Here is a 25,404-nt window from a genome sequence, read left to right as displayed (position 1 = left end):
TCCGCGCTTTGGAAGTGTTGTTGGGTAATTAGTATTACTATATAGTCGTTTTCGACGGAGGGATGGCCCTGGCTGTTTTAGCGAGAGGCGTCCCCCGAGGTTCTATAAAAACAACAATCGGAGACCGATCTCATGAGCCAGGAATTGCGGCTTATCCGGCGCATCACACTGAAACTGATTCCCTTCCTGATCCTGCTGTACCTGATCGCCTATGTGGATCGCTCCGCCGTTGGCTTCGCCAAGCTGCACATGGGCGCCGACATCGGCATTGGCGACGCGGCCTATGGCCTGGGTGCCGGGCTGTTCTTCATTGGTTACTTCCTGCTCGAAATTCCCAGCAACCTGATGCTCGAACGCTTCGGCGCGCGGCGCTGGTTCGCGCGGATCATGATCACTTGGGGCGCAATCACCATCGGCATGGCCTTTGTGCAAGGGCCGCACAGCTTCTATGTGATGCGCTTTCTGCTCGGCGCGGCCGAAGCGGGCTTCTTCCCAGGCGTGCTGTACTACATCACCCAATGGTTCCCGGTGCGCCATCGCGGCAAGATCCTCGGTCTGTTCATCCTGTCGCAACCGATCGCGATGATGATCACCGGACCCGTGTCCGGCGGTTTGCTCGGCATGGACGGCATCCTTGGCCTGCACGGCTGGCAGTGGCTGTTTATTGTCATCGGCACCCCGGCGATCCTGCTGACCTGGCCGGTGCTGCGCTGGCTGCCAGACGGCCCGCAGCAGGTGAAGTGGATGGATCAGACGGAAAAGGACTGGCTGACCGGCGAGCTGAAAAAGGATCTGCAGGAGTACGGCCAGACCCGTCACGGCAATCCGTTGCACGCTCTGAAGGACAAGCGCGTGTTGCTGCTGGCGCTGTTCTATCTGCCAGTGACCCTGAGCATTTACGGCCTCGGCCTGTGGCTGCCGACGCTGATCAAACAGTTCGGTGGCAGCGACCTGGTGACCGGGTTCGTTTCTTCGGTGCCATACATTTTCGGCATCATCGGCCTGCTGATCATTCCGCGCAGTTCCGACCGCTTGAATGATCGCTACGGCCATCTCGCCGTCCTTTATGTGCTCGGCGCAATCGGCTTGTTCCTCAGTGCCTGGCTGTCCTTGCCGGTAGCGCAACTGGCGGCGCTGTGTCTGGTGGCGTTCGCGTTGTTTTCGTGCACGGCGGTGTTCTGGACTTTGCCCGGGCGCTTCTTTGCCGGTGCCAGTGCGGCGGCGGGGATTGCCTTGATCAACTCGGTCGGCAACCTGGGCGGTTACATCGGCCCGTTCGTGATTGGCGCGTTGAAGGAGTACACCGGCAATCTGGCTTCGGGGCTGTACTTCCTTTCGGGCGTGATGGTCTTCGGGCTGATTCTGACCGGCATCGTCTACCGCGTGCTGGAACGCAAACACGTGTTGCCCGTCGACCAGTTCGCCGCGAGTGCCCGTGGCGCGACCCGCACCTGAACTGCAGGACTCCACAAAACCTATGTGGGCCCGCGTCATTTTCAAGTTTGTGCTTAAAGGAGAGGACATATGCATCTGGTGCAATTTGAATTACCCAACGGCGAGCGCCGTGTCGGCATGGTCGACAACGGTCAGGTTCGCGAAGTGCAGGACGCCCGCAGTGTCCGCGATCTGGCCCTGGCCGCAATCGAAGCCGGCGGCTCGCTTGAGCAGCAAGTGCAGCGCCTCGGGCTCGGCGCCGATCACGACTACGCACAATTGCTCAAAGACCTGCGCATCCTGCCGCCACTCGATCACCCGGACCCGGCGCACATGCTGGTCAGCGGTACCGGCCTGACTCACCTGGGCAGCGCTTCGGCCCGCGACAAGATGCACCAGCAGGCCGGCGATGAAGCGGCAATGACCGACACCATGCGCATTTTCAAATGGGGCGTGGAGGGCGGCAAACCGGCGGCGGGGCAGGCCGGTGTGCAACCGGAGTGGTTCTACAAGGGCGACGGTAGCATCGTCGTGCGTCCGGGGCAGCCGTTCCCGCTGCCGCCGTTTGCCGAAGACGCCGGCGAAGAGCCGGAGATGGCCGGCCTGTACGTCATTGGCAACGACGGCAAGCCCTATCGCCTCGGTTTCGCGGTGGGCAACGAGTTCTCCGACCACGTCATGGAGCGCAAGAATTACCTGTACCTGGCGCACTCCAAATTGCGCAGTTGCAGTTATGGTCCGGAACTTCGCACCGGTGAATTGCCTCAACACCTTGCCGGCACCAGCCGAATCCTGCGTGACGGCGAAGTGCTCTGGCAGAACGAGTTTCTCAGCGGCGAGGCCAACATGTGCCACAGCCTGGCGAACCTCGAATACCACCACTTCAAATACAGTCAGTTCCTGCGTCCGGGCGACGTGCACATCCATTTTTTCGGCACCGCGACCCTGTCGTTTGCCGACGGCATCCGCACCCAGCCGGGCGACACGTTCGAGATCAGCCAAGCCGACTTCGGCGCTCCGCTGGTCAACGGCATCGCACCGGTCAAAGCGGCTTTTGAACCGGACAGCATTGGCACCCTTTAAGGAGATCCCATGACTCAGATTCTCGGTCACAACTACATCGGCGGTCAGCGCAGCGCCGCCGGCACCGTCAAATTGCACTCAGTCGACGCCAGTAGCGGCGAGGCGCTGCCGCACGATTTCATGCAGGCCACGGCCGAAGAAGTCGACGCCGCCGCCAAAGCCGCCGCTGCGGCTTACCCAACGTATCGCAGCCTCAGCGCCGAACGCCGCGCGCAATTTCTCGACGCGGTCGCGGATGAGCTTGATGCGCTTGGCGACGATTTCGTCGCCGTAGTCTGCCGCGAAACCGCACTGCCGGCCGGTCGCATTCAGGGCGAGCGCGGACGCACCAGCGGCCAGATGCGCCTGTTCGCCAAAGTCCTGCGTCGCGGTGATTTCTACGGCGCGCGCATCGATCTGGCATTGCCGGATCGCCAGCCATTGCCACGGCCCGATCTGCGTCAGTACCGCATCGGCCTCGGCCCGGTCGCGGTGTTTGGCGCGAGCAACTTCCCGCTGGCGTTCTCCACTGCCGGTGGCGATACCGCAGCAGCGCTGGCCGCCGGTTGCCCGGTAGTGTTCAAGGCCCACAGCGGCCATATGGCCACCGCTGAGCTGGTCGCCGACGCGATCATTCGTGCGGCGGAAAAAACCGCCATGCCCGCCGGCGTGTTCAACATGATCTACGGGGGCGGCGTCGGTGAATGGCTGGTCAAGCATCCGGCAATTCAGGCGGTTGGTTTCACCGGCTCGCTGAAGGGCGGTCGCGCGCTGTGCGACATGGCTGCCGCACGTCCGCAACCGATCCCGGTGTTCGCCGAGATGTCGAGCATCAACCCGGTGATTGTTCTGCCGCAGGCACTCGCCACGCGTTCGGAAACCGTCGCGCGCGATCTCACCGCCTCGGTGGTGCAGGGTTGCGGTCAATTCTGCACCAACCCGGGTCTGGTGATCGGTATCCGCTCGCCGCAGTTCAGCGCGTTTGTCCAACAAGTTGCTGCTGCAATCGGTGATCAACCGGCGCAAACCATGCTCAACGCCGGCACCCTCGGCAGCTATGGCAAAGGCCTGGAAAAACTTCTGGCGCACAGCGGCATCCAGCATCTGGCCGGTAATCCGCAGCAGGGCAATCAGGCGCAGCCGCAGTTGTTCAGGGCCGATGTCAGCCTGTTGATCAACGGTGACGAAGTGCTGCAGGAAGAAGTGTTCGGCCCGACCACAGTGATCGTCGAAGTGGCCGATCAGGCACAACTGAGCGCAGCGCTGCACGGCCTGCACGGTCAATTGACCGCGACGATCATCGGTGAGCCGGCTGACTTCGAGCAGTTCGCCGAACTGACGCCGCTGCTGGAACAGAAGGTCGGGCGTATTCTGCTCAACGGTTATCCGACCGGTGTCGAAGTGTGCGATTCGATGGTGCACGGCGGGCCATACCCGGCGACATCCGATGCCCGTGGCACGTCGGTGGGCACGCTGGCGATCGATCGCTTCCTGCGCCCGGTGTGCTTCCAGAACTACCCGGACAGCTTGCTGCCCGAACCGCTGAAAAACGCCAACCCGCTGCGGATTCAGCGTTTGGTGGATGGCAAGCCATCGCGTGAGGCGATCTAGCCAGCACCGCAATCCCTGTGTAGGAGCTGCCGAAGGCTGCGATCTTTTGATCTTGTTGTTAAAAGCAAAATCAAAAGATCGCAGCCTTCGGCAGCTCCTACACAAGGGGCAGGGCGCCATGAGCTATCATTGGCCCTTTCCCCCCAAAGAAAGACTGTTTGCCATGACTGCCCAAACCCTTCTCAACGCCCTCGAACACTGCGGTATGGTCGAAATCGACGGCCTGCACGCCTTCGAATTCGCCCTCGACGAGGACGATAACCTGCACATCGAATGCATTGATGGCCGTGAAGCCAAGCACTGGGAATTCACCCCGGCGCAGGTCGCGGCAGCGACGTTCGATGAGACGCTGCAGAGCTGGCTGGTCGTCGGTTACGCCAGCGACACCAAGACCACGGGCGAGCATCGTCTGGTGTGTCTCGGCGATGTGGTCAGCAGCAGCGACGATGAGGAAGAAACTGATGAAAATGCGTAACTTCTGGCCATTGCTGATGGCCGGCAGCGTCGGTGCGATGGGGCTTTCCAGCGCCTCTGCCGAAACCCTCCAGTTGCTGGTCGGCTCCTACACTGCCGGTTCCAGCCAGGGCATCTACCGCATGCAGTTCGACAGCGCCACCGGCCAGATCGACGCCAAGCCGCTGCAGGTGGTCAAGACTGAAAACCCGTCGTGGCTGACCCTTTCGAAAGATCAGAAACGCCTGTTCGTGGTCAACGAAAACGGCCCGGGCCAGACTGATCCGGTCGGCCGTGTCAGCAGCTACGCTATCGACCCGAAAACCCATGCCCTGAGCCTGATCAACCAAGTGCAGAGCCTGGGCAACGAGCCTACCCATTCCAGCCTCAGCGCTGATGCCAAACACCTGTTCGTCAGTAACTACTCGGTAATGGAAGATCCAGGCGGCACCCTGGCGGTATTGCCGGTCGATGCCGACGGCCAGCTGAAACCGGTAGTGCAGATGAGCGGGCATCCGGCCAGTCGGGTCAACGCTGAGCGTCAGGCCTCGAATCACGTGCACTCGACGGTGTCGTCGCCGGACGGGCGCTATGTGTTCTCCAATGACCTGGGCGCGGACAAGGTTTTCATTTACCAATACGACCCGAAGGCCAACCCCCACTTGCCGTTGACCCCGGCCAAAACCGCCTCCGTGTCTATGCCAGCCGGCAGTGGCCCACGTCATCTACTGTTCAGCGCTGACGGCAAACATGCCTGGCTGACCATGGAAATGAGCGCACAGGTCGCGGTGTTCGACTACAATGACGGCGTGCTGACCCAGACGCAACTGGTCGATCTGGCAGCGGGCCAGCCAACCTCCGACAAGGCCGGCGCGGCGCTGCATGCCTCGGCTGACGGCAAGTTTCTGTACGTGAGTAATCGCGGCACGGCCAATCAGCTCGTAGTGTTCGGCATTGATCCGGCGACCGGTCAGCTCAAAGAGCTGCAAAAGCGCTCGGTCGAGGGTGATCACCCGCGCGAGTTTGCCCTCGATCCGAGCGGTAAATTCGTCTTGATCGCTAACCAGAAGAGCAACCAGATTGTCGTCGTCGAGCGCGATGCCAAGACCGGTCTGCTGGGCAAAACCGTGCAAAAACTGCCGATCGACGCGCCAAGCGACTTGAAGTTTCTAGTGCGACAATAAGCCGCAGGCCCCGGTTCATGGGGCCTGCATCGGTGTATTAATTGCACTGATATCGGCTAATGCTACAAAAGATTTCAAGCGAGTAACCCTCGAGCGGTACGTTTGTTTCACAGCCCGACCGGGCAAACCAAGCAAACGAACACGAGGGTTACCGCCATGAACTTCAATCTCTTCTCAGTCATCGCCGCTTCCGCCATTTCTGCCACCGTGGTATTGCCAGCCGGCGCCAACGTCGAAATCGCCAGCAAAAAATCCCACACCCAGAGCTACACCCAGAAATACCTGCAACAAAGCGCCAACTTCTACGCCGCGCTGGATCACAAAACCCAAGCTTGAAATGCTCGTCTCCTTGTAGGAGCTGCCGAAGGCTGCGATCTCTTGATCTTGTTTTTCAAAAGCAAAATCAAGAGATCGCAGCCTTCGGCAGCTCCTACGCGTGTGCGTGGCATTCGGTTATAGGTTTCTTCAAGCGAAGGAATAGAGCCGGTAAATAATCAACGAAGCTGATATCCACCATTGCAAACCCTGAGTGGTTGCCCCGGCTTTTTTGACTGATTCTGTGGCCATCGAAACCTTTGCCCACGGAGAACACCATGGCCAGCGCAATCCTCACTTCCGCCAAACGCGGCGCCTACCTGGCCATCGGTCTGTACCTGGCCGTGGTGCTGTTCGTCAGCATCGGCGCGCAGATGGAACACAGCTTCGACGCCCCGATCGACGTTGCCCACCCTGGCATCCAGTTCGAACTGCGCTCGCAAAGCGCGATGGTCGACAGGTCTGAACTGGCAGGAGTCGGCGGCGCATGAAAGGCTACAGACTCTGGGTCATCGCCAGCCTCGCGCTGATGACCAACGGCGCCTCACTCTTGGGGTTTGGCCAGGGCTCGGTGGGCGGTTTGGCCCGGGCCATAGAGGCCAACCACAACATCGCGCACAACATTGAACGCGCCAACACGCTGGGGCTGATGGCGGGTAATCCACCCGTCAAGGTCGCGGTGGATTTTTTGGGGCCGTTTGAGGTGGATTGCATGGCACTGGGCATGTGTAACGCCCTGGCCTGACGAAGATCGTTACCACGCTCTGCGTGGGAATGCCTCAAGGGACGCTCCGCGTTCCAATGGGACGCAGAGCGTCCCCGGCTGCATTCCCACGCGGAGCGTGGGAACGATCAAAGGGACAGAGGGTTATTTTTTCATGATTGAGGTGAACAGCTCGGATTCGAGCAAGCGCTCCAACCACACCTGCAAGCGGACATAAGGCGTCTGCGCAAACCACTCGCGATCGACGTGAGCGAACTGCCGCACAAAGGGCAGCAGGGCGATGTCGGCGAGGCTCGGATGATCGGCCAGCAAGTAGTCACGACTTGCAAGCAGTTCATCCAGTTTCTGCAGAAACAACGCACCTTCAGCCCGATAAGCTTCCATCGGCTGCTCAGGGTATCGCTCTGCGTACTTGTAGCGATTCAAAGCCGATTTGAAAATCTGATCATTACCTTCAATCAGTTTCTCCATCCACAGTGCGGCGAATGAGTTGCCTGCCAGCAACCAGTCATCCGGATCGTTCTGCGCCAACGCCCAGCGCATGATCTGCAGACTTTCATCAATCACCACGCCATCGGCATTCAGCACCGGCACCGTGCCCTTGGGCGAGAGCGCCAGCATATCTGCCGGTTTGTCCTTCAGGCTGACCTCGACAATCTCCAGCGGCACGCCCGCATAACGCAGCGCCATTCGCGCACGCATCGCGTAGGGGCAGCGTCGGAACGAATACAGCGTGTTCATTTCACCTCCAGCGTGCTCAAGCCATTGCCCTGGCGCCGCACCTGAATCTGCACCGGGATCCGTTCGTGCATTTCCTGCACATGGGAAATCACCGCCACCTTGCGCCCCTGCGCCTGCAAGCCATCGAGCGCGTCCATAGCCAGCTGCAGTGATTCCGGATCGAGGCTGCCAAAGCCTTCATCGATAAACAGCGATTCGATTTTCAGCGTGCTCGACGCCATCGACGCCAGACCCAGCGCCAACGCCAGCGAGACCAGGAACGTCTCACCGCCCGACAACGAATGCACCGAGCGCAGTTCGTCGCCCATTTCCGTGTCCATCACCAGCAGGCCGAGCATGCTGCCGCCGCGTTTGAGGCGATAGCGTTTGACCAGTTGGCGCAGCTGCGCGTTGGCGTGATGTACCAGCAGGTCGAGGTTGTAGGCCTGGGCGATCTTGCGGAAGGTGTCGCCGGTGGCCGAGCCGATCAAGGCACTGAGCCGCGCCCAGCGCTGGTACTCGGCGTAGGCGTCGGCGATTTGCTGCGCCAATGCCTGATTGGCGTTCTGCCGGCGCTGGTCCTCCACTTGTTCGGCGCGCAGTTCGGCGCACTGCTGTTCGCTGACGGTGAACTGGTTTTGCAATTCGGCGAGGGCGCTGTCGAGCTGTTCGGCGTCAGGATTGCCGTCCTGCCGGGTCTGGTGATCGAGCAGCCGCTGATCGCGCTCCTGCAACAAGACCTGGGCCTGTTCGATGGCTTTTTCGTTGTGCTGAAGGGTTTGACGCAGTTCGGCGACTTGCGCGTCATCGAAGCGCAGCAAGTCTTCGAGGCCGCCGTCATCCAGCTCCGGATGGCTGGCGCGCCACTCGGCGATCTTGTCGGCGAGTGCCTGGTCTTCAGCTTGCAGTGCTTGCAGGCGTTCCTGCTGCGATTTGAGTTCTGCAGCGATTTGCACAAGCTGTGTGCGCACGCTTTGCAGCTCCTCAGCGGTGCTGGTTTCGGCACTGCGCGCCTGTTCCACCGCGTGTTCCAGTTGCTGCTGCCAATGCTCGGCGCTGCTGTGCTCGCCCAGTAACTGCGCGAGTTTTTCCTGACAGTTTTGCTGTTGCTCGGTCAACGCCGTGAATTGCTGCTCGGCGCTGTGCAGTTGCTGAGTGCGCAGCTGCTGGCGATCCTGCTCTTTCTCCAGCGTTTGCTGGCGTTGCTGCTGTTCGCTCAGCTCTTCCTTTTGCTGCTCGAGCTGGGCCAAGCGCTCGGCGATCTGCCGATCCAGTTGCATGAACGTTGCCGCCGGCTCCAGGCGCATGGCTTCGAGCGTGTCAGCGGGCAGCAGCGGGCCGAACGCGCTGAGTTCCTCTTCAAGGCGCTGACGGTCACTGTTGAGCTCATGCTGCTGATGACTCAGCTGTTGCGCCGCTTGCTGATGCGCAACCTCGGCCTGACGCAATTGTTGCGACAGACGCGCCGCGTCCTGCTGCAAGGTGAGCAGGGCGCTTTGCCGCTGTTCGTCCTGAGTGATGCTCTGGTTCAACTGCTCGGTCTGGCGGCTAAGCCAAGCGTCGCGTTTGTCGGCGTCCTGATTGAACAGTTGCGCGGCCAGCGGATGCGCCTCCAGGCTCGGCGCCAGGGCTTGTTGCTGCGCCGCGAGTTGTTCCTGTTGCTGGAGCAGCTCTTTCTGTTGCGCGATCACGCCGCCGACTTCGCCGCGCAGTTCGATCAGTTTTTCCTTGAGCTGATCGACCACTTGCTGGGCGTTGGCCTGTTCGCTTTCATCGTGACGGCCAAGGCTTTGCAGCAGCGCTTCGGGCTGATGATACGGGTGCTCGTTGCTGCCGCAGACCGGGCATGGCTGAGCGTCCTGCAGCTGTGCACGCAACTCTTCGACACTGGCACTGCGCGCCAGCCGCTGCCGCTCAAGCAGTTCGCGAGTGACGTTGAGGGTTTGCTCGGCGACGGTCAGTTCGGCTTTGGTTTTCACACCGTCCTGGGTCAGGCGTTCGCGTTGCTGCTGCGCGTCGAGCTGGCGTTGTTGCAACTCGGCGCTGCGCTTGTCGAGATCCTGACGAGAGGCCCACAGGCGCGACAGGTCTTCGATTGCGCGCAGCTGTTTGTGGTTGTTCTGCAGCAAGGTGCCGAGCAGGCCGATCTGTTCGGCTACCGCATCGGGCTCGGCGCCAGCCTCTTTGAACAGCACATCCAGTTGCTGTTTGTGCGAGGCCAGTTGCTCAGCGCTGTGCGCGGCGTTCTGCTCGAGGGACGCCAGTTCGCTCTGCCCCTTGTTCAAGCGGTTGCCGATCAGCATCAACTGTTGCAAACGGTCGCGATAGGCGCTCCAGGCATCGCTCAAGGGCGCCAGATGCGCACGCTGCTCAAGCTCAGCGGCGATGCGCTGCAAACGCTCGGCGACTTCAGTCTGCTTTTCCTGAAAAGCCTGAATCGTGTTCTGGCCATCCTTGAACGCTTGCTCGGCCGCTTGCCGGGCTTCGGCGCTGCTGGCGGTGTCCTTGATCAGACGGGCGAGGGTGCTTTGCTCTTCGAATGCCTGACGCAGCAACGGCGCATTTTCGCTCTGCCATTGTTGCGCTGCGCTCAGGGCGACTTTCGCTGCGTCGAGGTCATGCGCCAGTTGCGTCTGCCGCTCGTCCAGCGCTGCGTGTTGTTGGGTGTGTGCGGCAATCTGCGCCGCCAGTGGCGTCAGCAGCGCATCGAGCTCGGCCTTGCGCGCGAACTGATGACGTTGCGGGCCAAGCTGTTCCAGACGCGTCAGTTTCACCCGCTCGCCGGCCAGTGCCTGCCATTGCTGTTGCGCGGTTTGCAGTTGTTCGCTGGCCGCTTGCTGCGCTTGCTGCAACAGACGCAAATCCTTCAGCCAGGCATGCTGTTGCTCAAGCTGTTTGAGCTGCGCCTGTTGCGCTTTCATCTGTTGCTGCGCAGTGTTGAAGCGTTCGTCCAGTTCGGCGCGGGCTTCCGGCGCCAGCGGCGTCACACCGGTCGCCTGATCCTGCAGCAACTTGTGCGCTTCGCGGGCCTCTTTGGTCTTGTCGAAGGCGCGGCGGCCGAGGCGCGTATACAGCGCGGTGTCGGTGAGTTTTTCCAGCAGTTCACTGCGATCGTTATCGTCAGCCTTGAGGAACGCGCTGAACTCACTCTGCGCCAACAGCACGGCGCGGGTGAACTGTTCAAAGTTAAGGCCCAGCGCGGCTTCCAGCTGGGTTTTGTATTCGCCTTTCTGGCTGGCGAGCAGTTGATCCTGATCGATGTCGCGCAGGCTCTGCCGACTGGCCTGCAGCTTGCCGCCAGCCTTCTCGCGCGCGCGATTGGCTTCCCAGCGCGCCCGATAGCGGCGGCCATCGACGCCGACGAAATCCACTTCGGCATAGCCTTCGCCGGTGCCACGACGCAACAGCGTACGAGGGTCGCCGGTGGCGATTTCACCATCGGCGTCGGGGACTTTGGCGTCGCGGCCAGTATTGTTGAGGCGCGGCACCGCGCCAAACAGCGCAAGGCACAACGCATCGAGCAGGGTGCTTTTGCCCGCGCCGGTCGGGCCGGTGATTGCGAACAGACCGGCGCTGGCCAGCGGTTCGGCGGTGAAGTCGATCTCGAACGGCCCGGCCAGCGAGGCCAGGTTCTTCAAACGAATGGCGAGAATTTTCATGGCTGCTCGCCCTCCAGTTGCACGTCTTGCAGCAGTTCGGCGAAGTCCTTGAGCGTCTGGTCGTCGACCTCGCTGCCGTAATTGTCGAGCCAGGCGCGGCTGAACAATTCCTGCGGGGTGAGCTGGTCGAGTTCGATCAACGCGGTGCCGTCATCGCTGCCATCGACGCCGCGATTGCCGGCGTATTCAGCAGCGATGCGCACCAGGCGCACGGCTTTGCCTTGCAGTGCGGTTTCCACTTGATGGCGCAGATCCGGCTGCGGCTCATCGAGGCGCACGCGCACTTCGAGCCATGGCTGGCGCTGGGTTTCGGCGAGCAGATCGATGTTCGGCAGGTCAGCCAGTTGCAACAGAATCTCGGCCAGCGGCGCCGGGCCGATGCGCTGCAGATTGACCGAGCGCGGGATCAGCTTCGGCTCGACGCTGACCAGGGTTTCACCGTCCAGGACCACATCGAGAATCTGGTGCTGATAACCGATCTCCGAAAATGACAGCGGAATCGGCGAGCCGCTGTAGCGAATGCGCTCCTCACCGTTGACCATCTGCGGCTTGTGCAGATGGCCGAGGGCGACGTAGCTGATGCTTTCGCCGAACAGGCTGGCGGGCAGGGCTTCGGCATTGCCGATGATCAGGCTGCGCTCGGAATCCTCCGACACCGAACCCCCGGCCATGTGCGCGTGGCTGATAGCGATCAGCGCCTGCCCGGGCTGGCGCTTGGCGTTGGCCGCCGCGATCAGCCATTCATGCACCTGACCGATGCCGCGCAGATAGTTGTCGCCCAGTTGCGCGCCAGTGACTTCCGCCGGGCGCAAAAACGGCAGCGCCAGACACCATGCGGCGATTTCACCGGTTTTATCCGGCAACGGCAGCAGGAGCCGTTCGGCATCCAGTTGCCCGTCATCAAGCCACAAGACCCGACCCAACGCGTGAGTGCGCAAACGCCGCATCAACGGCGCCGGCAGCTCGATCCGCGAGCCGGAATCATGGTTGCCGGCGATCATGACGATGGTCAGCAACGGCTGCTGTTCGTGAGCGCTGACGATGAAGTCGTAGAGGCGTTCCTGAGCTTTGACCGGCGGATTGACCGTATCGAAGATATCGCCGGCAATCAGCAGCACATCCGGCTGCGCCAGGTGCAACTGGCGCAGCAGCCATTCGAGAAAACACGCGTGCTCGTAATCGCGCTCCTGGCCGTGCAGGTTTTGCCCAAGGTGCCAGTCGGAGGTGTGGAACAGACGCAAGGTGGACTCCGCATTTTGATCAAGAGGGTGGCCGCGAGGAACAAAGGGCGGCGAGAGGAGGGGAGTTTACTGGCAAATCACGCCCCTTGCCTTGTCGTGTGTCTGCTTGCATCGACAGCGGCGAATATTTCGGTAATCGGCCGATGCGGGTAGCGCTTGTGCATTTGCCGCACTTGTTCACTCAGTCGCAACAACTCTTCACTGGGCTTGGCCCATTGCTCTTTCGGCAATGGCTCGGACCAGTCGCGCATGACTTCCGGCAGCGCCTGCTTGCCGATTCTTTCCAGCCGACGAATTTCCCATTCGAGCAGACGGTTGGGAATCGTCCATAACGTCATGACGTGATACAGGTACCAGAAGAACCCCGACAACCGCGAGCGGCGGCCTTCATGGATCTCCTGATGCATCCGCGCGCGGGCATTGTGGAATGTATGCAGGCCTTCGTGGGGTGGGTCGTCCGGGCCTTGCAGGTCCTGCAAATCCTGGATCGATTTGAGGTCGTTGACCTCGTACTCCATGTAGCCTCGGATCGCCTCCCAGTGGCTGATCGCAAGCTGCAGGCCGGCGCATTGGAATTCGAGGCTGGTGAGGGTTTCGCCGTGGCGAAAACCGATGCCCATGCCGTATTGGCGATGGACGCCGAACTGGGTGACGCCCTTGGCTTCGATGATCCACGCGCTGAGCGATTCCCATGGAACGAAGACTGGTTCGGACGCCCCTTCGGGCATGAAGCAGACTTCGCGGCGTTGGCGGTTGAAGCGGGTTGGGATGAGGGAGAGGCGTTTTTTGTGGTGGTGGTGCCAGACGCCTAGACTGATTGTTAGAGTGAGAAATAAAACCTCTAAGCCAAGTATTATGGACTCTCGAAAAATCTCTTGTACGTAGGTCCAACTTTCCCACCCGTCTCCGGACGCCAGCCCAAGAATGCCTCCTGCCACAGGTGTCAGACAGACGAACCAGAAAGCAAGACTGAAAGGACCGCCCAAGGTCATCTGCCAAGAAAATATCTGTGGTGAGCCTGTGCCAAGATCCATGTAGACCTGACTGAGTTCGCCTATATGAGGCCCATAGGGGGGTATGGAAGTTGGTAATGGAAGTGGTGCGAGATAAGTGATTTTTCCACTCGAAAATGGTTCGATGCTTCCAGCTTTTCTGGCTTGCTCACAGATCGTCGTGTTAATCGGCTTGTGGGGTTTAATCTGCATGGTCAGCCCGCTCAAGAAACTGGACTTCGACCAGCAGTATTGGTGGTTTCGTTTTTATTTGCTGGGCTCCTACTACCGGAAAGTGGCCCTTTCCCCGTGGATCAAGTTGAATGATACGAGTTCGCGATATCCCCTCACCTTTTTCATTCGTTGACTCAATGCAAACTGCCAACTCAAGGGTTTCTTTCGCGGGCGTGTATTCAGAATCGAGATTGACTGGATACTTAAGACACAGCACTAATCCATCGGAATCAGACTTAGCGATACTTAGACTGGCTAAAATCTCGTCGCTGATAACTTCTCGCTTTTCCCGTGGCACTCCTCGGCTATGCAGCGGAACGGAAATACGATGCGCTCCTATACCTAAACGGTGCTTGGATTTTCCGCCAAAGGGTGGCAGCAATTCACTTAGTGTCAGGCTGGGTATGACTAGATGGATATCGCCGGGTTTGGGTGTGAGCAACAGTTTTCTCAACCATGACACGTCCTGGTTCGAACCGATCTGAACATAGGGAGCATTGATCAGAAAGGTTAAATAACTTTGATAGTCGTGAAGTGTATGATCGCCACGCATCTCGGCATCTCTACCCCATGGTGTGATCCGTAACCATTTGTCATGAGCACTGATGTTGTAGCGGTTGAACAGCCAGGCCCCGCTCAACTCAAGCAAGGTGAACAACGCGCCGGCAAGATTAAAGCGGAAAAAGACTGTAGAGAGACGGGTTCCGGCGGCGGCCCATGCAGCTGTTCTCGCAGCGCTGTTTGATGCAGTGAGTACCGTGTAGCTTGCAGACAAAGTTTGTCCCAGACCATAGGCATTAGCCGACGTCATTCCACTTGCGCCTAAAACTGCGAGCGCGGCGGCCCTCTGTGCCGACGGATTACCACTGCGAATTGACTGTTGCCAATTTTCGAGTTGTTTTGCGAGATTGACTGCTGAGGTTACCAACCCAAGACCGTAGGTAAGAAAGCCCAGTCCGATGTGCAACTTGCCCATTTGTATGTGTACGCTTTGCAATGCCTCGTGCCGAACCCTGGCAATCAGCGCATCGCTACGAGCCTGCAACGCAGTATTGGCGAGGCTTTGCCCTGCAGTGAATCCAGCAGCCCCCGTAGCAGCGAGCGCATTGGCGAAAGGCCCCCACACCCTTTTATTCGCTGTTTGCCTACGTAACTCATGGAAAACGGCTGCCAAATTCACCACCTGCACCAACACCACCAACAACCCCATCCCCTCCGTCCGCACCAGACTCGCCTTCGAAACCCCCGCCACCCCCGCGCGAATATTCTCCAGCAACCCGCGCAATTCCCCTTGCTGCGCCGGCGGAAACACCACCGTCAATCCCGCTTTCGCCGGGGTGGCGCCATACAGTCGGGCCGAGCGATCCGGCAGTTCGTCAATCGGGCTTAACGCTGCCGCAAGGCGGCCTTCGAACAGCGCCAATTGCGTGCGCACGCGGACGAATTCCTGCTGCAATTCCATCGCCCGGGCGGTTTTGTGGCCCTGGCGGTTTTTGTTGTGGGTGAGCTGGTTGCGCTCGCGGTTGAGGGTTTTCAGGTAGTCGCGTTCGCGCAGCACTTCCTTGATGCTGGTTTGCAGCGCCGATTGTTCCGCCGGGGTGGACACGGTGAAGGTCACGCCGCTGGTTCGCGCGGCGTCGAGCACGCGTAGGCGCAGCGCTTTGGGCAGGCGCTGGAACAGTTCGTCGAGGTCGGGGATTTTCTCCCCGGCAAGATCAAAGCCTTCCAGCGCCCGGCTCAGGCCGAGGTTCAGCGCCGGGCTGTAGGTGTCTTGCACCGCGTCCGCCAAGACGCGACTGTGTGCGGGCAGGTCGTCCAGTGCTGGCAGCTGCGGCTGCTCGATGCTCTGCAACTTGGCCAGCCAGTCCGGCAGGTTGTTGAACATCGCCATGCCGGCATTGAACAGCGTTGAATATTGCCCGGCATGTTCGGTCTGCAGGCGCAGCGGCAAGGTGTAGAACAGCGGGCGGGTCAGTTGCGGGTGTTGTTCGAGGTAACCGAGCATTTGCTCATTGGCCGCGTCGCTGCGGCCGATGTCCTTGAGGCAGGCGTATTCGCTGGCGAACGCCTGATCGATCTGCACTTGCCCATCGAAATACCACGCCGAACGATGGAAACGCCCGGCGCACAGCAGTTGCGCGCGATCGGCGGTGATGCGTTCGAGCAGGCGATTCCAGCGTCCGAGATTGTCGCGATGACTGTTGAGCACCTCGTCCATGGCCGGGCGGTCGATCAGGTCGTTGATGCCGCGCTTGCCGCTCAGCAGCGGGCCGTCGAGCAAGTCGTTCATCCGCCGGTTCTGATCCTTGCCCAGATCGACCAAGGTACTCAGGTGGCGCTCGACGAAATCGGCCGGGGCCACTTCAGCAAAATATTCGCGGGTGTAAAAGCGTCGGTCCGCCTCGGCGGTGGCGCGAGCATGTGCGGTGAAATCAGGCGCGACGCCGTCGAAACGGTTCAGCGCCAGCGACTGGTCCAGTGCCTTTTCGCGCTGTTGCTGCAGTTCAGGTCGAGCCTGAGTATCGGTCGGGACAACCTCACCACCTTTGTTCAGATAGTCGAGCAGCGCCTGCCGGGAATTTTCCCGATCCGGCTCGGGCAACTGCTCAAGCTCAGCAAACAATGCCTGAGCGCGCGGATCCTCGCTGGCCTTGGCCAGGGTGTCGAAATCCTGAGCGCCGAGCTGGCTCAGCGACTCGATGTAACTGGCCAGCAGATAGTCGCGCTCGTTGTTGTCGGTGTTGCTCCACTGCTCGATCCAGCCGACCACCAGGTCCTGATAATCAGCCAGGTCGCGCATCACCCCGAGGTCGTCGTTGACCAGCAGAAACAGCGTGTCGTCCTGATATGGCCCGCGCACCCGGCCGAGAAATTCGCCGATATGCGCCTCGCGAAAACGTCGCGGATTCTCCCACAGATAAGGTTCACGCTCGTGCTCCGGCGCGTCGCTGACCTGCACCACCGGCATCCGCGTGGCGTCCGCTTCGACCACCGGTTTCGCCGTGCAGTCCACTTCCGCCAGCCACTGTTTGGCCTGGGCCACGGTGAGCAGATGTTCGCCGCCGACCAGGCAATGGACCGGGCCGAGATCGACCGCCTGCATGAAGTGCTCACGTTCCTCCGCGCTGTCCAGCACCTGCTGGCATTTCGCCGCGCTCAACGGCACGTCGGCGAAGGTCACGTACAGGGTGCTTTTGCGCGAAAAGATCAACGCCGGACGTTCTTCAATGGCGCTGCGCTGATCCTCGCTGACGCTTTTGCCGCGATGCAGCAATGCGCTGATCACGCCTTCAAGCACGCGGTATTCATAGAGCTCGCCGCTGAGGCTGTCGACGATGTACAGCCAACCATCGCGCAGGCGGCGGATGCCCATCGGGCGCGCGGTCAGGGTGTACGGCAGCGTGAGTTCGGTGCTGGGGTCGAAGGGTTTTTCCACCAGGCCGTACGCGAGGGGCAGCAGTTGCACGTGGGTGTTGCGCAAGGGGCAGGCGGCGGGGCCGATGATCGGGGCTTTGGACGCGGCGGCTGCCGCAAGGTCGGCGGGGTGCATCATTGAGCACATTTCCCTGTGTCTGTTTGTGACAGAGAAATGTGCGTGGATCTGTAAAACGACAGCAGTCAGATCTTTCTGTGTTTTGCGTAGGAATCGAACACTCGGGATGAAACCTACAAGGGATCGTCCGAAATCTTACAGAGAGTGCTTCGGATGAATCGTGAGTAACCCTGAAGGCGTACCCGCGCTCGCAAACCGACGCAGGGCAAACAGAGCCTTTAACAGGCGCATTGCCCGAGGATAGGAGCTGTACCGCTTATCGAAACCGATTGTTCAATCACTCCATTGATTGATGCCAAAATAGCGGCCACCTAATATCATGCCGACTGATGCGCTTTTGCAGAGACGCCAGCGACTCTTTGCGCTCATCCGCGCCGCTGTCCGGCCGAGCATGGCACTCTACTACGACGAGCGAGACATGGTTAAAGGGGTAGAATTTTTCGAAAGAAGTACGGTGTCCTGGAGCGGCCACAAGCTAGTAGGCGAAACATCCACGGACGTGTTGGCTTTGTTTCGTCACCACGGTTTTGACCCCGTCATTGACGATGACGGATTTGAAGTCGGTGAGTTGGATAGGGGTTTTACGTTGACGATGACGACGACTTGATCACCACTTTATATATCAATCTGCGCCGCGAAAATTCATGTACCGACCGACACTTACGATGATTCAGGCGTGCACGTTTACTTTGATGAGCGCTACAGGGTCGTTGGCGTTGAGTTTTTGAAATGGAGTGAGCTTGTTTGGGACAACCAGAAACTGGTCGGTGAGAATGCGCTTGTGGTTCGACAGTTTTTGGCCAAGCGAGGAGAGGTTCTGGTTTTCAATGATTCAGGCAATTGCCCAATACTCCGGGCATTGTGATCGCCTGCTTGAGTCTTTAACGTCAGTAATGAACGGCACTCAGCTATCGGTCTGTGAAGGCGGAAATGATGTTGTCCTGAATATTGATGCGAGTGATGTACAGGTCGATATAAACATAAACGATGACTGGATCGGTCAGCCGGAAAGCAAATTCAGCTTGCAAAAGTGGAAGAAAATTATTGAAAGCTGGAAGTATTTGCTGGAGTTGCCAAAGGGCTCCGATGAAATTGTGCTGGTCAAGTTGCCCTAGGTTCGACGGTACTCAGGAATCAGCACTTATGAGAATCAAAAGATCGCAGTCTTCGGCAGCTCCTACACACTATCGGCAGGCGCTGCCGAAGGCTGCGATCTTTTGCTTTTACTTGGGATAAAGCGGCGGCAACCCACTTTCATTCACCGGGTCCTGCACTCGTTCCGCCGCCGGAATAGTGCGAATCGCCCGCCACAAATCCTCACCCTGCCAATGCTGCCCGGTCTCGCTGTACAGCGCGCCGTTCAGCCCGTCCAACGCATCCGACAGCGGCACAAACCGCGCGGCCATGTCTGCCAGCGTTTCCGGTTGTTGCCGCGCCCAGGCGTCCAGTGCCTGGCGGGTGGCATGCGGGTCGTTGGCCTGGCTGGCGCGTTTGATGTCGTCGAGCAGGGTGCGTGGGCTCGGGCCGGTCTGGGCGGCGCGGTGGATTGCCGGTTGCCAGCGGGCGCGCCACCAGAGGCCAAAACCGGTGAGAGTGGTGCAGGCGAGGATCAAAGTGCTGAGTTTCCACCACCACAGGGTGTCGTTGTCGGGCGTGCTCGGTTGCAGGGTGCCGGCCGGGGTGTCGATTTGCAGGCTGGGGTTGTTCGCCACTTGCAGGGTGCGAGCGGGCAGGCTGCTGTGTTCAAGGTGGTCTTCGAAGGTGTTCCACCAGACCACGTCGACGGTTGGCAGGTCGATCGCGCCGCTGCGGCTTGGCACCAGGGCTTCGCGTTCTTCGCGGCTGCCGATGATGCCGCGGTCGCTGCTCTGGTTGCTCAGCACCGGTTGGTCGGGGTAGCGGCGCAGGCCGTTGACGTCGGTGGCGGGCAGGGCTGGCAGTTGCGAGCTGGCGAGGCCTTCGACTTTCAGGGTCAGGCTGCGGGTCAGGGAGTCGCCGACCTGAGTGTGGTCGGGTTCCGGGCTCCAGCTTTCGCTGAGGCTGAGGCTTCGCGCTGGCAGCCAGGGTGCATCAACCGGGTAAGTCAGCGGTTTCGGTTTGACCGTCAGCGGAATCGACGCCGAGCTCACGCGCATCAATTTACCGGGCTTGGGCCCCGAGGCGTCTGCCGATGGCGCGGTATCGACCAGCGTGGCGCTGAACGTCTGCGGGGCGATCATCAGCAGGCCGCTGTGTTGCGGATAGATCGCGTAGCGCATCTCGATTACGCCGTGGCGCAGACCGTTGATGTCTTTCTCGTAGGTGCGCGTGTCGCCGAGCTGTTCGATGCGCGCATCAGTGATTTGCAGCGGGCTCAGGCTGCTGTCGTCGTAGAGCGAAACCGAGTGATAAATGCGCAAAGTCAGGATGGCCTGGGCCTGCACATAGACGCTGGTCTGATCGAGGCTGGCTTCGATGAACACCGGATCGAGGCTGTTTTTGTCTTCGCGGTTGTCGCTGGCGACCACCTGCACGGTGATCGGCTCGCTCTGCGCTTCGCCCAGTTGCAGCGGCGGAATCACTACGCTGCCGTTTTCTTTCGGCAGCAGGGTGATGATCCAGCGAGTGGTCGCGCGGTTGTCGCCGTTGAGGGTGTTGAGCTGGTTGACCTGGCGCGTGCCGCGCACTTCGAACAGTGCTTCCAGCGACGACAGGTCGGGCTTGCCGAACTGGGTGACGTCGTCAGTTTCGAGGGTGAGCTCGACCGTCTCGCCGGAGTTCAGGCGACTGCGATCCACGCTGGCGGTCAGCTCGGCCGCCTGAGCGGAAGCCGTGCAGATCAGCAGGGGCAGCAAGAGAGCGGTGAAGCGGGTCATCGATTGTTTTCCTGATCCTGATGTTGTTGCTGTTCGTACCAGAATTTGCGCCTGAGCAGTTCGCCCGGGTCGTCCGGGATCTTGCCCAGCCATTGCTCGAGCGCCTGACGCTGCTCGCCTTCGAGGTTGTTCTCGCTCGGGCGCAGGGTCGGCACCGTGTCGGTTTCCTCTTCCTCGGTGCTGCCGGGTATTTCGTTGGGGCCTGGCAGCGGCGGGGCGGTGGGTGGCGGTTCGCTGGCGGATTCGCCCGGTTGCGCCTCGCTTTGGGTTTCGCTGCTCACCGCCGGAGGGGGCGCGGTGGCAGGCGAAGGCTCATCGCCGGGCAGACTTTGTTCGTTCGGCTGGTTGTCCGGCTCGGGCGGCGGCGGGGCGGTTTTCTGCTTCAGCAGGTTTTCCACCAGCGCCTTGTTGGTCTGCGCCGGACGCAGATCCGGTTGCAGTTCCAATGCTTGGTCATACGCGTCGATTGCTGCTTCCAGCTCACCGCTTTTTGCCAGAGCATTGCCACGATTGTAGTGGGCGCGGGCATCGCTGCCCTCGGCGAAGCGCTGAGCGGCGCCACTGTAGTCGCCGGCCTCGTACAACGCCACCCCTTGCCACTGATGATCTTCGAAATGCTGCGCAGCTTCGGCCGGGCGTTTCTGCTTGAGCAGGTGCAAACCCTGCTGGTCGGGGCGCAACCACAAGTCTTCGAAGTCCAAAGCGTAGCTCGGTTGCGGCAGGCACCACAGCAGCGGCAGGCAGAACAGCCAGCCGCGACGTCCGGCACAAGCAGCGAGCAACAGCAGCGGCAACAGCAGCCAGTAACCCTGATCGGCCCACGTGTCGAGGCGCACGGTCTGGCCGTCATCGCGCAGGCTGCGCGGGCCGTTGAGCAGGCCAAGGGCACCGAGATCAGCCTCGTCGAGTCGCGCGGGGTGATACTCGCCGCCCACACTATTGAGGAAAGTCGCCAGGCCCGGGCTGTCGAGTTGCGGCACGCGGATCGCGCCTTGCTCGTCCTTGAGGAAACTGCCGTCCTCCTGAGCAATCGGCGCACCTTCGGCGGTACCGATGCCGAGCATCAGCAGTTGCGTCGACTCGCCATTGAGCGCGCGGCGAATACCGCGCCGTTCTTCTTCATTGAGCGACGAACCGATCAACAGAATCCGCCCCTGACCCAGTGCCCCTTGCTTGAGCAAATCCAGAGCCTTGCTCACCGCCAGATCGGCGCGGTGGCCGCTTTGCGGCATCAGCGACGGCTTGAGCGCATCGAGCAGATTGCGGCTCGTGGCCAAGTCATCCGACAGCGGCACCAGCGTGTGCGCGCTGCCGGCATAAACGACGATGGCGGTCTGCGCATCGCTGCGCGCCTGCAACAGGTCGAAGAGCTTGCGCCGCGCCTGTTCCAGACGTGTCGGTGGTGAGTCGGTGGCAAGCATTTCCGGGGTCAGTTCGAGCAGCACCACCAGCGGATCGGCGGGTTTCTGGCTGGTCTGCTCGACGCGCTCCCAGCTCGGCCCGAGCAAGGCCAGAATGGTCAGCAACCACGCCACGCCAAGGGCGATCCACGGCAATTTGCTCTGGCGCCCGCTGCCGCCACTGAGCAATGCCGCATGGAATGCCGGCGGCAGAATCATCTGCCAGCGACCGGCGCGTTTTTGCCGGTGCCAGAGTTGCCAGAGCAGCCAGCCGAGCAGCGGCAACAGCAACAGCCACCAAGGGCGGAACCAGTGCGGCCAGAGCGCGATCATCGGCGCCTCCGCAGGCGCAAACGCTGCAAGCGCTCACGCCAGTCCGGCAGCGGGCTTTGCAAATACAGTCGCTTGGTAAACAGGCGGTGCAGCGGGTTGTCCGGCCACAACTCGCGGACGACCAGCAACAGGCTCAACCACAGTGCCAACGCCAGAGGCCAGTGATACAAGGCTTGCGCCGGGCGTGCCTGCGTCGGTTGCTGGGTCACCGGTTCGAGCTGATCGAGGGTGTCCTTGATCGCTTGCAACTCTTTGCCATCATGGGCGCGGAAGTACTGGCCGCCGGTGATTTCGGCGATGGCCTTGAGCGCCGGTTCATCCAGATCGAGGCTCGGATTGACCCCGAGCAGGCCGGTAGAGCCGCTGTCCTCGGGATTGGCGCCGATGCCGATCGGATAGATTCTCACGCCTTCGCTGGCGGCCAGTTTTGCGGCGGTCAGCGGATTGATTTCGCCGCCGTTGTTGGCGCCGTCGGTGACCAGAATCAGCACGCGACTTTGCGCCGGGCGCAGACGCAGGCGTTTCAAGGCCAGGCCGATGGCATCGCCAATTGCAGTGTTCTTGCCGGCAATGCCGATCCGCGCTTCGTCCAGCCACACGCGCACGGTGCGCCGGTCAAAGGTCAGCGGCGCTTGCAGGTAGGCCTGACTGCCAAACAGAATCAAACCCACGCGGTCGCCGTCGCGGCTTTCAAGGAAATCGCCGAGCAAGTGCTGCACCAGCGACAGGCGACTGACTTCTTCGTCCTGCCATTGCATGTCGGGAAAATCCATTGATCCGGAAACGTCCACCGCCACCAGCAAATCGCGGCCACTGGCGGCGATCGGCAGCGGTTCACCGAGCCATTGCGGGCGGGCGGCGGCGATCAACAGAATCAGCCACAGCAGGATGAACGGCGCCTGCTGCCGCCAGGCCGGCAAGTTGGCGCGGGCGCGGCGGCGGGCGAGGCCTTCGAGGTCGGCGAGGAAACTGACTTTCAGTGCAGGCTCGCCGCTGTCGGCCACCGGCAGGACAAGACGCATCAACCACGGCAGCGGCAACAGTACGAAGATCCACGGCCAGGCGAACTCAAACATGTTTGCGAATCCACGTATCGACTGCCTGGGTCAGGCCGGCGATGGCTTTGTCATCGAGTTTGCATTCCGGTTTGTACGCACCTTCGACCAGCACCATCCAGCGCGTCAGGCCGGCGGCCGGGCAGCGGTTATCGAGGAAGGCCAGCCATTTGCGCCCGTTGAGGGTGTGGCTCTGGCTGTACGGATAGTGGTTGCGGCACAGGCGTTTGAGCAGGCCGTTGAGTTGTTGCAGCCAGGCGCCGGCCGGAGCGCCGTCGTAAGGCTTGGGCATTTGCGCCAGTTCGGCGAGCGCGGCGATGCGCACCGGGTCCAGCGGTTGTTCAGCCCGAGCGACCGGGCGTTTCTTCATCGGAATGAAACGCCGCAGCTTCCACACGGCGAAACCCAGCAGCGGTAACAGCAAAAGCAGCAGCCACCAGCCCGGCGCCGGCGGCCAGAAGGCGATCGGCGGCGGCGAGATCAGCGGTTGCAGGTGCTCGAGGCCGTTCATCGACCTTTCCCCGGACGCTGCGGGTTCAGGAACTCGCGCATCTGCTCGACCATTTCGCTTTGCGTGCTCAACGGCATCAGCAACACCCGCAGCTTTTGCGCGAGCAATTCCCAACGAGCAATGCGCGCTTCGGCTTGTGCTCGGTAAGTCTGGCGCAGGTCGAAGTTCAGCGTGTCGATTTCCAGCTGCGCGCCACGTTCGGCAAAGCGCAGCAGGCCGGCGGCGGGCAGGGCGTGATCGAGTGGGTCGGACAGCGGCAACATCAGCAGATCGCAATGCCGCGCCAGCAAACTCAACTGCTGCTCGGCGCTGTCGGACAACGCGCGTTCGTCGCAAATGACAATGGCCAGACTGCCCGGGCGCAGCACTTCCCGCGCGCGGCGCAAGGCCACGCCGAAGGCATCGCGATCCGGCTCGCGCTCGCTGTGCAGCGATTGATTGACCTTGACCAGGCGGTTGAGCAATTGCAGCAGGCTCTGCTTGCTCCGGCGAGGCTTGATTTCGTAGTGCTCGTTGTCGCCGAACACCAATCCGCCGACGCGGTCGTTGTGCCCCAGCGCGGCCCAGCCGATCAACGCCGCGACTTGCGCCGCCAGCACCGATTTGAACATCAGCCCCGAGCCGAAAAACAGCCGCGTGCTTTGCTCGACCATGATGAAAATCGGTCGCTCGCGTTCTTCATGGAACAGCTTGGTGTGCGGCTCCTGCGTGCGCGCAGTGACGCGCCAGTCGATGGTGCGCACGTCGTCACCGGCCTGATACACCCGCACTTGGTCGAAGTCGACGCCACGGCCACGGAATTTCGAGTGATGCAGGCCGATCAGCGGGCTGCGCTGACTCGGCGTGGAAAACAGCTGCACCTCGCGCACGCGGTGACGCATCTCGATCAGCTCTGCGAGGCTGATGCGGATACCGGGTTCGGAGGGCAGGGCGGCGTTCATGGGGGTCAAGCGACGGCGACGACGTCGAGAATCCGCTGCACCACGCGGTCCTGATCGATGCCCGCGGCTTCGGCTTCGAACGACAGGATGATGCGGTGGCGCAACACGTCGAACAGCACAGCCTGAATGTCTTCCGGGCTGACGAAATCGCGACCGGCCAGCCAGGCATGGGCGCGGGCACAGCGATCAAGGGCGATCGAGCCGCGCGGACTGGCGCCGTAGGCGATCCATTCGGCCATTTCCGGATCAAACTTGGCCGGGTTGCGCGTGGCCATGACCAGCTGCACCAGGTATTCCTCCACGGCGTCGGCCATGTACAAACCGAGGATTTCCTTGCGTGCGGCGAAGATCGCCTGCTGGCTGACCCGTCGCTCAGGCTTGGTCTCGCCGTTCAGCGCCTCGCCACGGGCCTGTTGCAGGATGCGCCGTTCGACGGCGGCGTCGGGGAAGCCGATCTTGACGTGCATGAGGAAACGGTCGAGCTGGGCTTCCGGCAGCGGATAGGTGCCTTCCTGTTCGATCGGGTTCTGCGTGGCCATCACCAGAAACAGCGGCGACAGCTCGTAGGTGCTGCGCCCGACGCTGACCTGACGCTCGGCCATCGCTTCGAGCAAGGCCGATTGCACCTTGGCCGGCGCACGGTTGATTTCGTCGGCCAGCACCAGGTTGTGGAAGATCGGCCCTTGCTGGAAGACGAAACTGCCGGTTTCCGGACGGTAGATTTCGGTGCCGGTGATGTCGGCCGGCAGCAGGTCGGGGGTGAACTGAATTCGGTGGAACTGGGCTTCGATGCCCTCGGCGAGTTCTTTGATCGCTTTGGTCTTGGCCAGACCAGGAGCGCCCTCGACCAGCATATGGCCGTCGGCAAGCAGGGCGATGAGCAAGCGCTCGATGAGTTTTTCCTGGCCGAGAATCTGCGTTGAAAGAAAGGTTCGCAGCGCCAGCAGCGCTTCACGATGTTCCATCGGTGACTGTTCCTGGAAAGGGGGTGGCCGGTGCGTTCGGATAACGCCGGGGCTGGGGGCGTTACTTTAATCCATCGTGGGGGGCGGCGACTAACGGCATTTGCGCGATTTGTGGGTATTGGCCTCAGTTTGCACTGTGCGGGGCCGTTTCCCGGACATTGC

General features: G+C 61.0%; 20 protein-coding genes. 9 read left to right on the top strand and 11 right to left on the bottom strand.

What is annotated here, in order from left to right; translation table 11 throughout:
- The first annotated feature begins 132 nt into the window (after positions 1 to 132).
- The 8 genes from CXF97_RS00205 to CXF97_RS00165 all read left to right on the top strand — a co-directional run bounded on the left by CXF97_RS00205 (position 133) and on the right by CXF97_RS00165 (position 6,804).
- Positions 133 to 1,455, top strand: coding sequence for an MFS transporter (locus CXF97_RS00205; RefSeq protein ID WP_101155067.1), 1,323 nt, complete (start codon positions 133 to 135; stop codon positions 1,453 to 1,455).
- Between the two features lie 69 nt (positions 1,456 to 1,524).
- Positions 1,525 to 2,517 carry an AraD1 family protein gene (gene araD1 / locus CXF97_RS00200; protein ID WP_101155065.1) on the top strand — a complete coding sequence of 331 codons (993 nt, stop codon included), beginning with the start codon at positions 1,525 to 1,527 and terminating at the stop codon, positions 2,515 to 2,517.
- A 9-nt stretch (positions 2,518 to 2,526) separates the two neighbouring features.
- Complete coding sequence (locus CXF97_RS00195) at positions 2,527 to 4,107, top strand: aldehyde dehydrogenase (NADP(+)) (RefSeq protein ID WP_101155063.1); 1,581 nt, start codon at positions 2,527 to 2,529, stop codon at positions 4,105 to 4,107.
- 163 nt (positions 4,108 to 4,270) lie between these two features.
- Positions 4,271 to 4,582 (top strand): DUF5629 family protein, encoded by a 312-nt coding sequence (locus CXF97_RS00190; protein WP_101155061.1) that lies wholly within the window; start codon positions 4,271 to 4,273, stop codon positions 4,580 to 4,582.
- Complete coding sequence (locus CXF97_RS00185; RefSeq protein WP_101155059.1) at positions 4,569 to 5,744, top strand: lactonase family protein; 1,176 nt, start codon at positions 4,569 to 4,571, stop codon at positions 5,742 to 5,744. The genes CXF97_RS00190 and CXF97_RS00185 overlap by 14 nt, the downstream gene beginning before the upstream one ends.
- 156 nt (positions 5,745 to 5,900) lie before the next feature.
- Complete coding sequence (locus CXF97_RS00180) at positions 5,901 to 6,080, top strand: hypothetical protein (protein WP_016775003.1); 180 nt, start codon at positions 5,901 to 5,903, stop codon at positions 6,078 to 6,080.
- Positions 6,081 to 6,337: 257 nt separating this feature from the next.
- Positions 6,338 to 6,550 (top strand): hypothetical protein, encoded by a 213-nt coding sequence (locus CXF97_RS00170; RefSeq protein WP_101155057.1) that lies wholly within the window; start codon positions 6,338 to 6,340, stop codon positions 6,548 to 6,550.
- The gene (locus CXF97_RS00165) at positions 6,547 to 6,804 is read left to right on the top strand and encodes a hypothetical protein (RefSeq protein WP_039763921.1); all 258 of its coding nucleotides are present in this window, start codon (positions 6,547 to 6,549) and stop codon (positions 6,802 to 6,804) included. The genes CXF97_RS00170 and CXF97_RS00165 overlap by 4 nt, the downstream gene beginning before the upstream one ends.
- A 123-nt stretch (positions 6,805 to 6,927) precedes the next feature.
- Here the strand turns inward: CXF97_RS00165 and CXF97_RS00160 are convergent, their stop codons facing one another.
- The 5 genes from CXF97_RS00160 to CXF97_RS00140 all read right to left on the bottom strand — a co-directional run bounded on the left by CXF97_RS00160 (position 6,928) and on the right by CXF97_RS00140 (position 17,179).
- Positions 6,928 to 7,524: a glutathione S-transferase gene (locus CXF97_RS00160; protein WP_101155055.1), complete on the bottom strand. Its 597-nt coding sequence runs from the start codon at positions 7,522 to 7,524 to the stop codon at positions 6,928 to 6,930.
- A complete protein-coding gene (locus CXF97_RS00155) occupies positions 7,521 to 11,162 on the bottom strand; it encodes an AAA family ATPase (protein ID WP_101155053.1) in 3,642 nt (1,213 codons plus the stop codon). Before CXF97_RS00155 ends, CXF97_RS00160 begins: the two co-directional genes overlap by 4 nt.
- On the bottom strand, positions 11,159 to 12,403 hold the full coding sequence (locus tag CXF97_RS00150) for an exonuclease SbcCD subunit D C-terminal domain-containing protein (protein WP_101155051.1): 1,245 nt from the start codon (positions 12,401 to 12,403) through the stop codon (positions 11,159 to 11,161). The genes CXF97_RS00155 and CXF97_RS00150 overlap by 4 nt, the downstream gene beginning before the upstream one ends.
- 77 nt (positions 12,404 to 12,480) lie before the next feature.
- Complete coding sequence (locus CXF97_RS28330; RefSeq protein WP_256589652.1) at positions 12,481 to 13,131, bottom strand: hypothetical protein; 651 nt, start codon at positions 13,129 to 13,131, stop codon at positions 12,481 to 12,483.
- Positions 13,132 to 13,597: 466 nt separating this feature from the next.
- A complete protein-coding gene (locus CXF97_RS00140; RefSeq protein WP_371918357.1) occupies positions 13,598 to 17,179 on the bottom strand; it encodes a toxin VasX in 3,582 nt (1,193 codons plus the stop codon).
- A gap of 776 nt (positions 17,180 to 17,955) precedes the next feature.
- Between CXF97_RS00140 and CXF97_RS00130 the strand changes: the two genes are divergently transcribed.
- A complete protein-coding gene (locus CXF97_RS00130; protein WP_178081124.1) occupies positions 17,956 to 18,297 on the top strand; it encodes a hypothetical protein in 342 nt (113 codons plus the stop codon).
- 108 nt (positions 18,298 to 18,405) lie between these two features.
- Here the strand turns inward: CXF97_RS00130 and CXF97_RS00125 are convergent, their stop codons facing one another.
- Genes CXF97_RS00125 through CXF97_RS00100 form a run of 6 tightly spaced genes read right to left on the bottom strand, consistent with a single transcriptional unit; the run spans position 18,406 to position 25,242 of the window.
- Positions 18,406 to 20,037: a BatD family protein gene (locus CXF97_RS00125; protein WP_101155044.1), complete on the bottom strand. Its 1,632-nt coding sequence runs from the start codon at positions 20,035 to 20,037 to the stop codon at positions 18,406 to 18,408.
- On the bottom strand, positions 20,034 to 21,770 hold the full coding sequence (locus CXF97_RS00120) for a VWA domain-containing protein (RefSeq protein ID WP_101155042.1): 1,737 nt from the start codon (positions 21,768 to 21,770) through the stop codon (positions 20,034 to 20,036). Before CXF97_RS00120 ends, CXF97_RS00125 begins: the two co-directional genes overlap by 4 nt.
- Entirely contained in the window at positions 21,767 to 22,846 is a 1,080-nt protein-coding gene (locus CXF97_RS00115; protein WP_101155040.1) for a VWA domain-containing protein, read from the bottom strand. Before CXF97_RS00115 ends, CXF97_RS00120 begins: the two co-directional genes overlap by 4 nt.
- Positions 22,839 to 23,336, bottom strand: coding sequence for a DUF4381 domain-containing protein (locus CXF97_RS00110; protein ID WP_101155039.1), 498 nt, complete (start codon positions 23,334 to 23,336; stop codon positions 22,839 to 22,841). The genes CXF97_RS00115 and CXF97_RS00110 overlap by 8 nt, the downstream gene beginning before the upstream one ends.
- A complete protein-coding gene (locus tag CXF97_RS00105) occupies positions 23,333 to 24,277 on the bottom strand; it encodes a DUF58 domain-containing protein (protein ID WP_016774988.1) in 945 nt (314 codons plus the stop codon). Before CXF97_RS00105 ends, CXF97_RS00110 begins: the two co-directional genes overlap by 4 nt.
- A 5-nt stretch (positions 24,278 to 24,282) precedes the next feature.
- A complete protein-coding gene (locus tag CXF97_RS00100; protein ID WP_007913915.1) occupies positions 24,283 to 25,242 on the bottom strand; it encodes a MoxR family ATPase in 960 nt (319 codons plus the stop codon).
- Positions 25,243 to 25,404 lie beyond the last annotated feature (162 nt).

Source organism: Pseudomonas sp. Choline-02u-1 (assembly GCF_002836515.1).
Taxonomy (GTDB): domain Bacteria; phylum Pseudomonadota; class Gammaproteobacteria; order Pseudomonadales; family Pseudomonadaceae; genus Aquipseudomonas.
Note: the sequence above shows the minus strand (reverse complement) of the source record. Positions and strands in the feature narration are given on the sequence as shown.

Excerpts from the sequence above, each read along its gene's own strand:
- CXF97_RS00205 (WP_101155067.1), top strand. The coding sequence starts at position 133 with ATGAGCCAGGAATTGCGGCTTATCCGGCGCATCACACTGAAACTGATT.
- araD1 (WP_101155065.1), top strand. The coding sequence starts at position 1,525 with ATGCATCTGGTGCAATTTGAATTACCCAACGGCGAGCGCCGTGTCGGC.
- CXF97_RS00195 (WP_101155063.1), top strand. The coding sequence starts at position 2,527 with ATGACTCAGATTCTCGGTCACAACTACATCGGCGGTCAGCGCAGCGCC.
- CXF97_RS00190 (WP_101155061.1), top strand. The coding sequence starts at position 4,271 with ATGACTGCCCAAACCCTTCTCAACGCCCTCGAACACTGCGGTATGGTC.
- CXF97_RS00185 (WP_101155059.1), top strand. The coding sequence starts at position 4,569 with ATGAAAATGCGTAACTTCTGGCCATTGCTGATGGCCGGCAGCGTCGGT.
- CXF97_RS00180 (WP_016775003.1), top strand. The coding sequence starts at position 5,901 with ATGAACTTCAATCTCTTCTCAGTCATCGCCGCTTCCGCCATTTCTGCC.
- CXF97_RS00170 (WP_101155057.1), top strand. The coding sequence starts at position 6,338 with ATGGCCAGCGCAATCCTCACTTCCGCCAAACGCGGCGCCTACCTGGCC.
- CXF97_RS00165 (WP_039763921.1), top strand. The coding sequence starts at position 6,547 with ATGAAAGGCTACAGACTCTGGGTCATCGCCAGCCTCGCGCTGATGACC.
- CXF97_RS00160 (WP_101155055.1), bottom strand. The coding sequence starts at position 7,524 with ATGAACACGCTGTATTCGTTCCGACGCTGCCCCTACGCGATGCGTGCG.
- CXF97_RS00155 (WP_101155053.1), bottom strand. The coding sequence starts at position 11,162 with ATGAAAATTCTCGCCATTCGTTTGAAGAACCTGGCCTCGCTGGCCGGG.
- CXF97_RS28330 (WP_256589652.1), bottom strand. The coding sequence starts at position 13,131 with ATGCCCGAAGGGGCGTCCGAACCAGTCTTCGTTCCATGGGAATCGCTC.
- CXF97_RS00140 (WP_371918357.1), bottom strand. The coding sequence starts at position 17,179 with ATGCACCCCGCCGACCTTGCGGCAGCCGCCGCGTCCAAAGCCCCGATC.
- CXF97_RS00130 (WP_178081124.1), top strand. The coding sequence starts at position 17,956 with ATGCGCTTGTGGTTCGACAGTTTTTGGCCAAGCGAGGAGAGGTTCTGG.
- CXF97_RS00125 (WP_101155044.1), bottom strand. The coding sequence starts at position 20,037 with ATGACCCGCTTCACCGCTCTCTTGCTGCCCCTGCTGATCTGCACGGCT.
- CXF97_RS00120 (WP_101155042.1), bottom strand. The coding sequence starts at position 21,770 with ATGATCGCGCTCTGGCCGCACTGGTTCCGCCCTTGGTGGCTGTTGCTG.
- CXF97_RS00115 (WP_101155040.1), bottom strand. The coding sequence starts at position 22,846 with ATGTTTGAGTTCGCCTGGCCGTGGATCTTCGTACTGTTGCCGCTGCCG.
- CXF97_RS00110 (WP_101155039.1), bottom strand. The coding sequence starts at position 23,336 with ATGAACGGCCTCGAGCACCTGCAACCGCTGATCTCGCCGCCGCCGATC.
- CXF97_RS00105 (WP_016774988.1), bottom strand. The coding sequence starts at position 24,277 with ATGAACGCCGCCCTGCCCTCCGAACCCGGTATCCGCATCAGCCTCGCA.
- CXF97_RS00100 (WP_007913915.1), bottom strand. The coding sequence starts at position 25,242 with ATGGAACATCGTGAAGCGCTGCTGGCGCTGCGAACCTTTCTTTCAACG.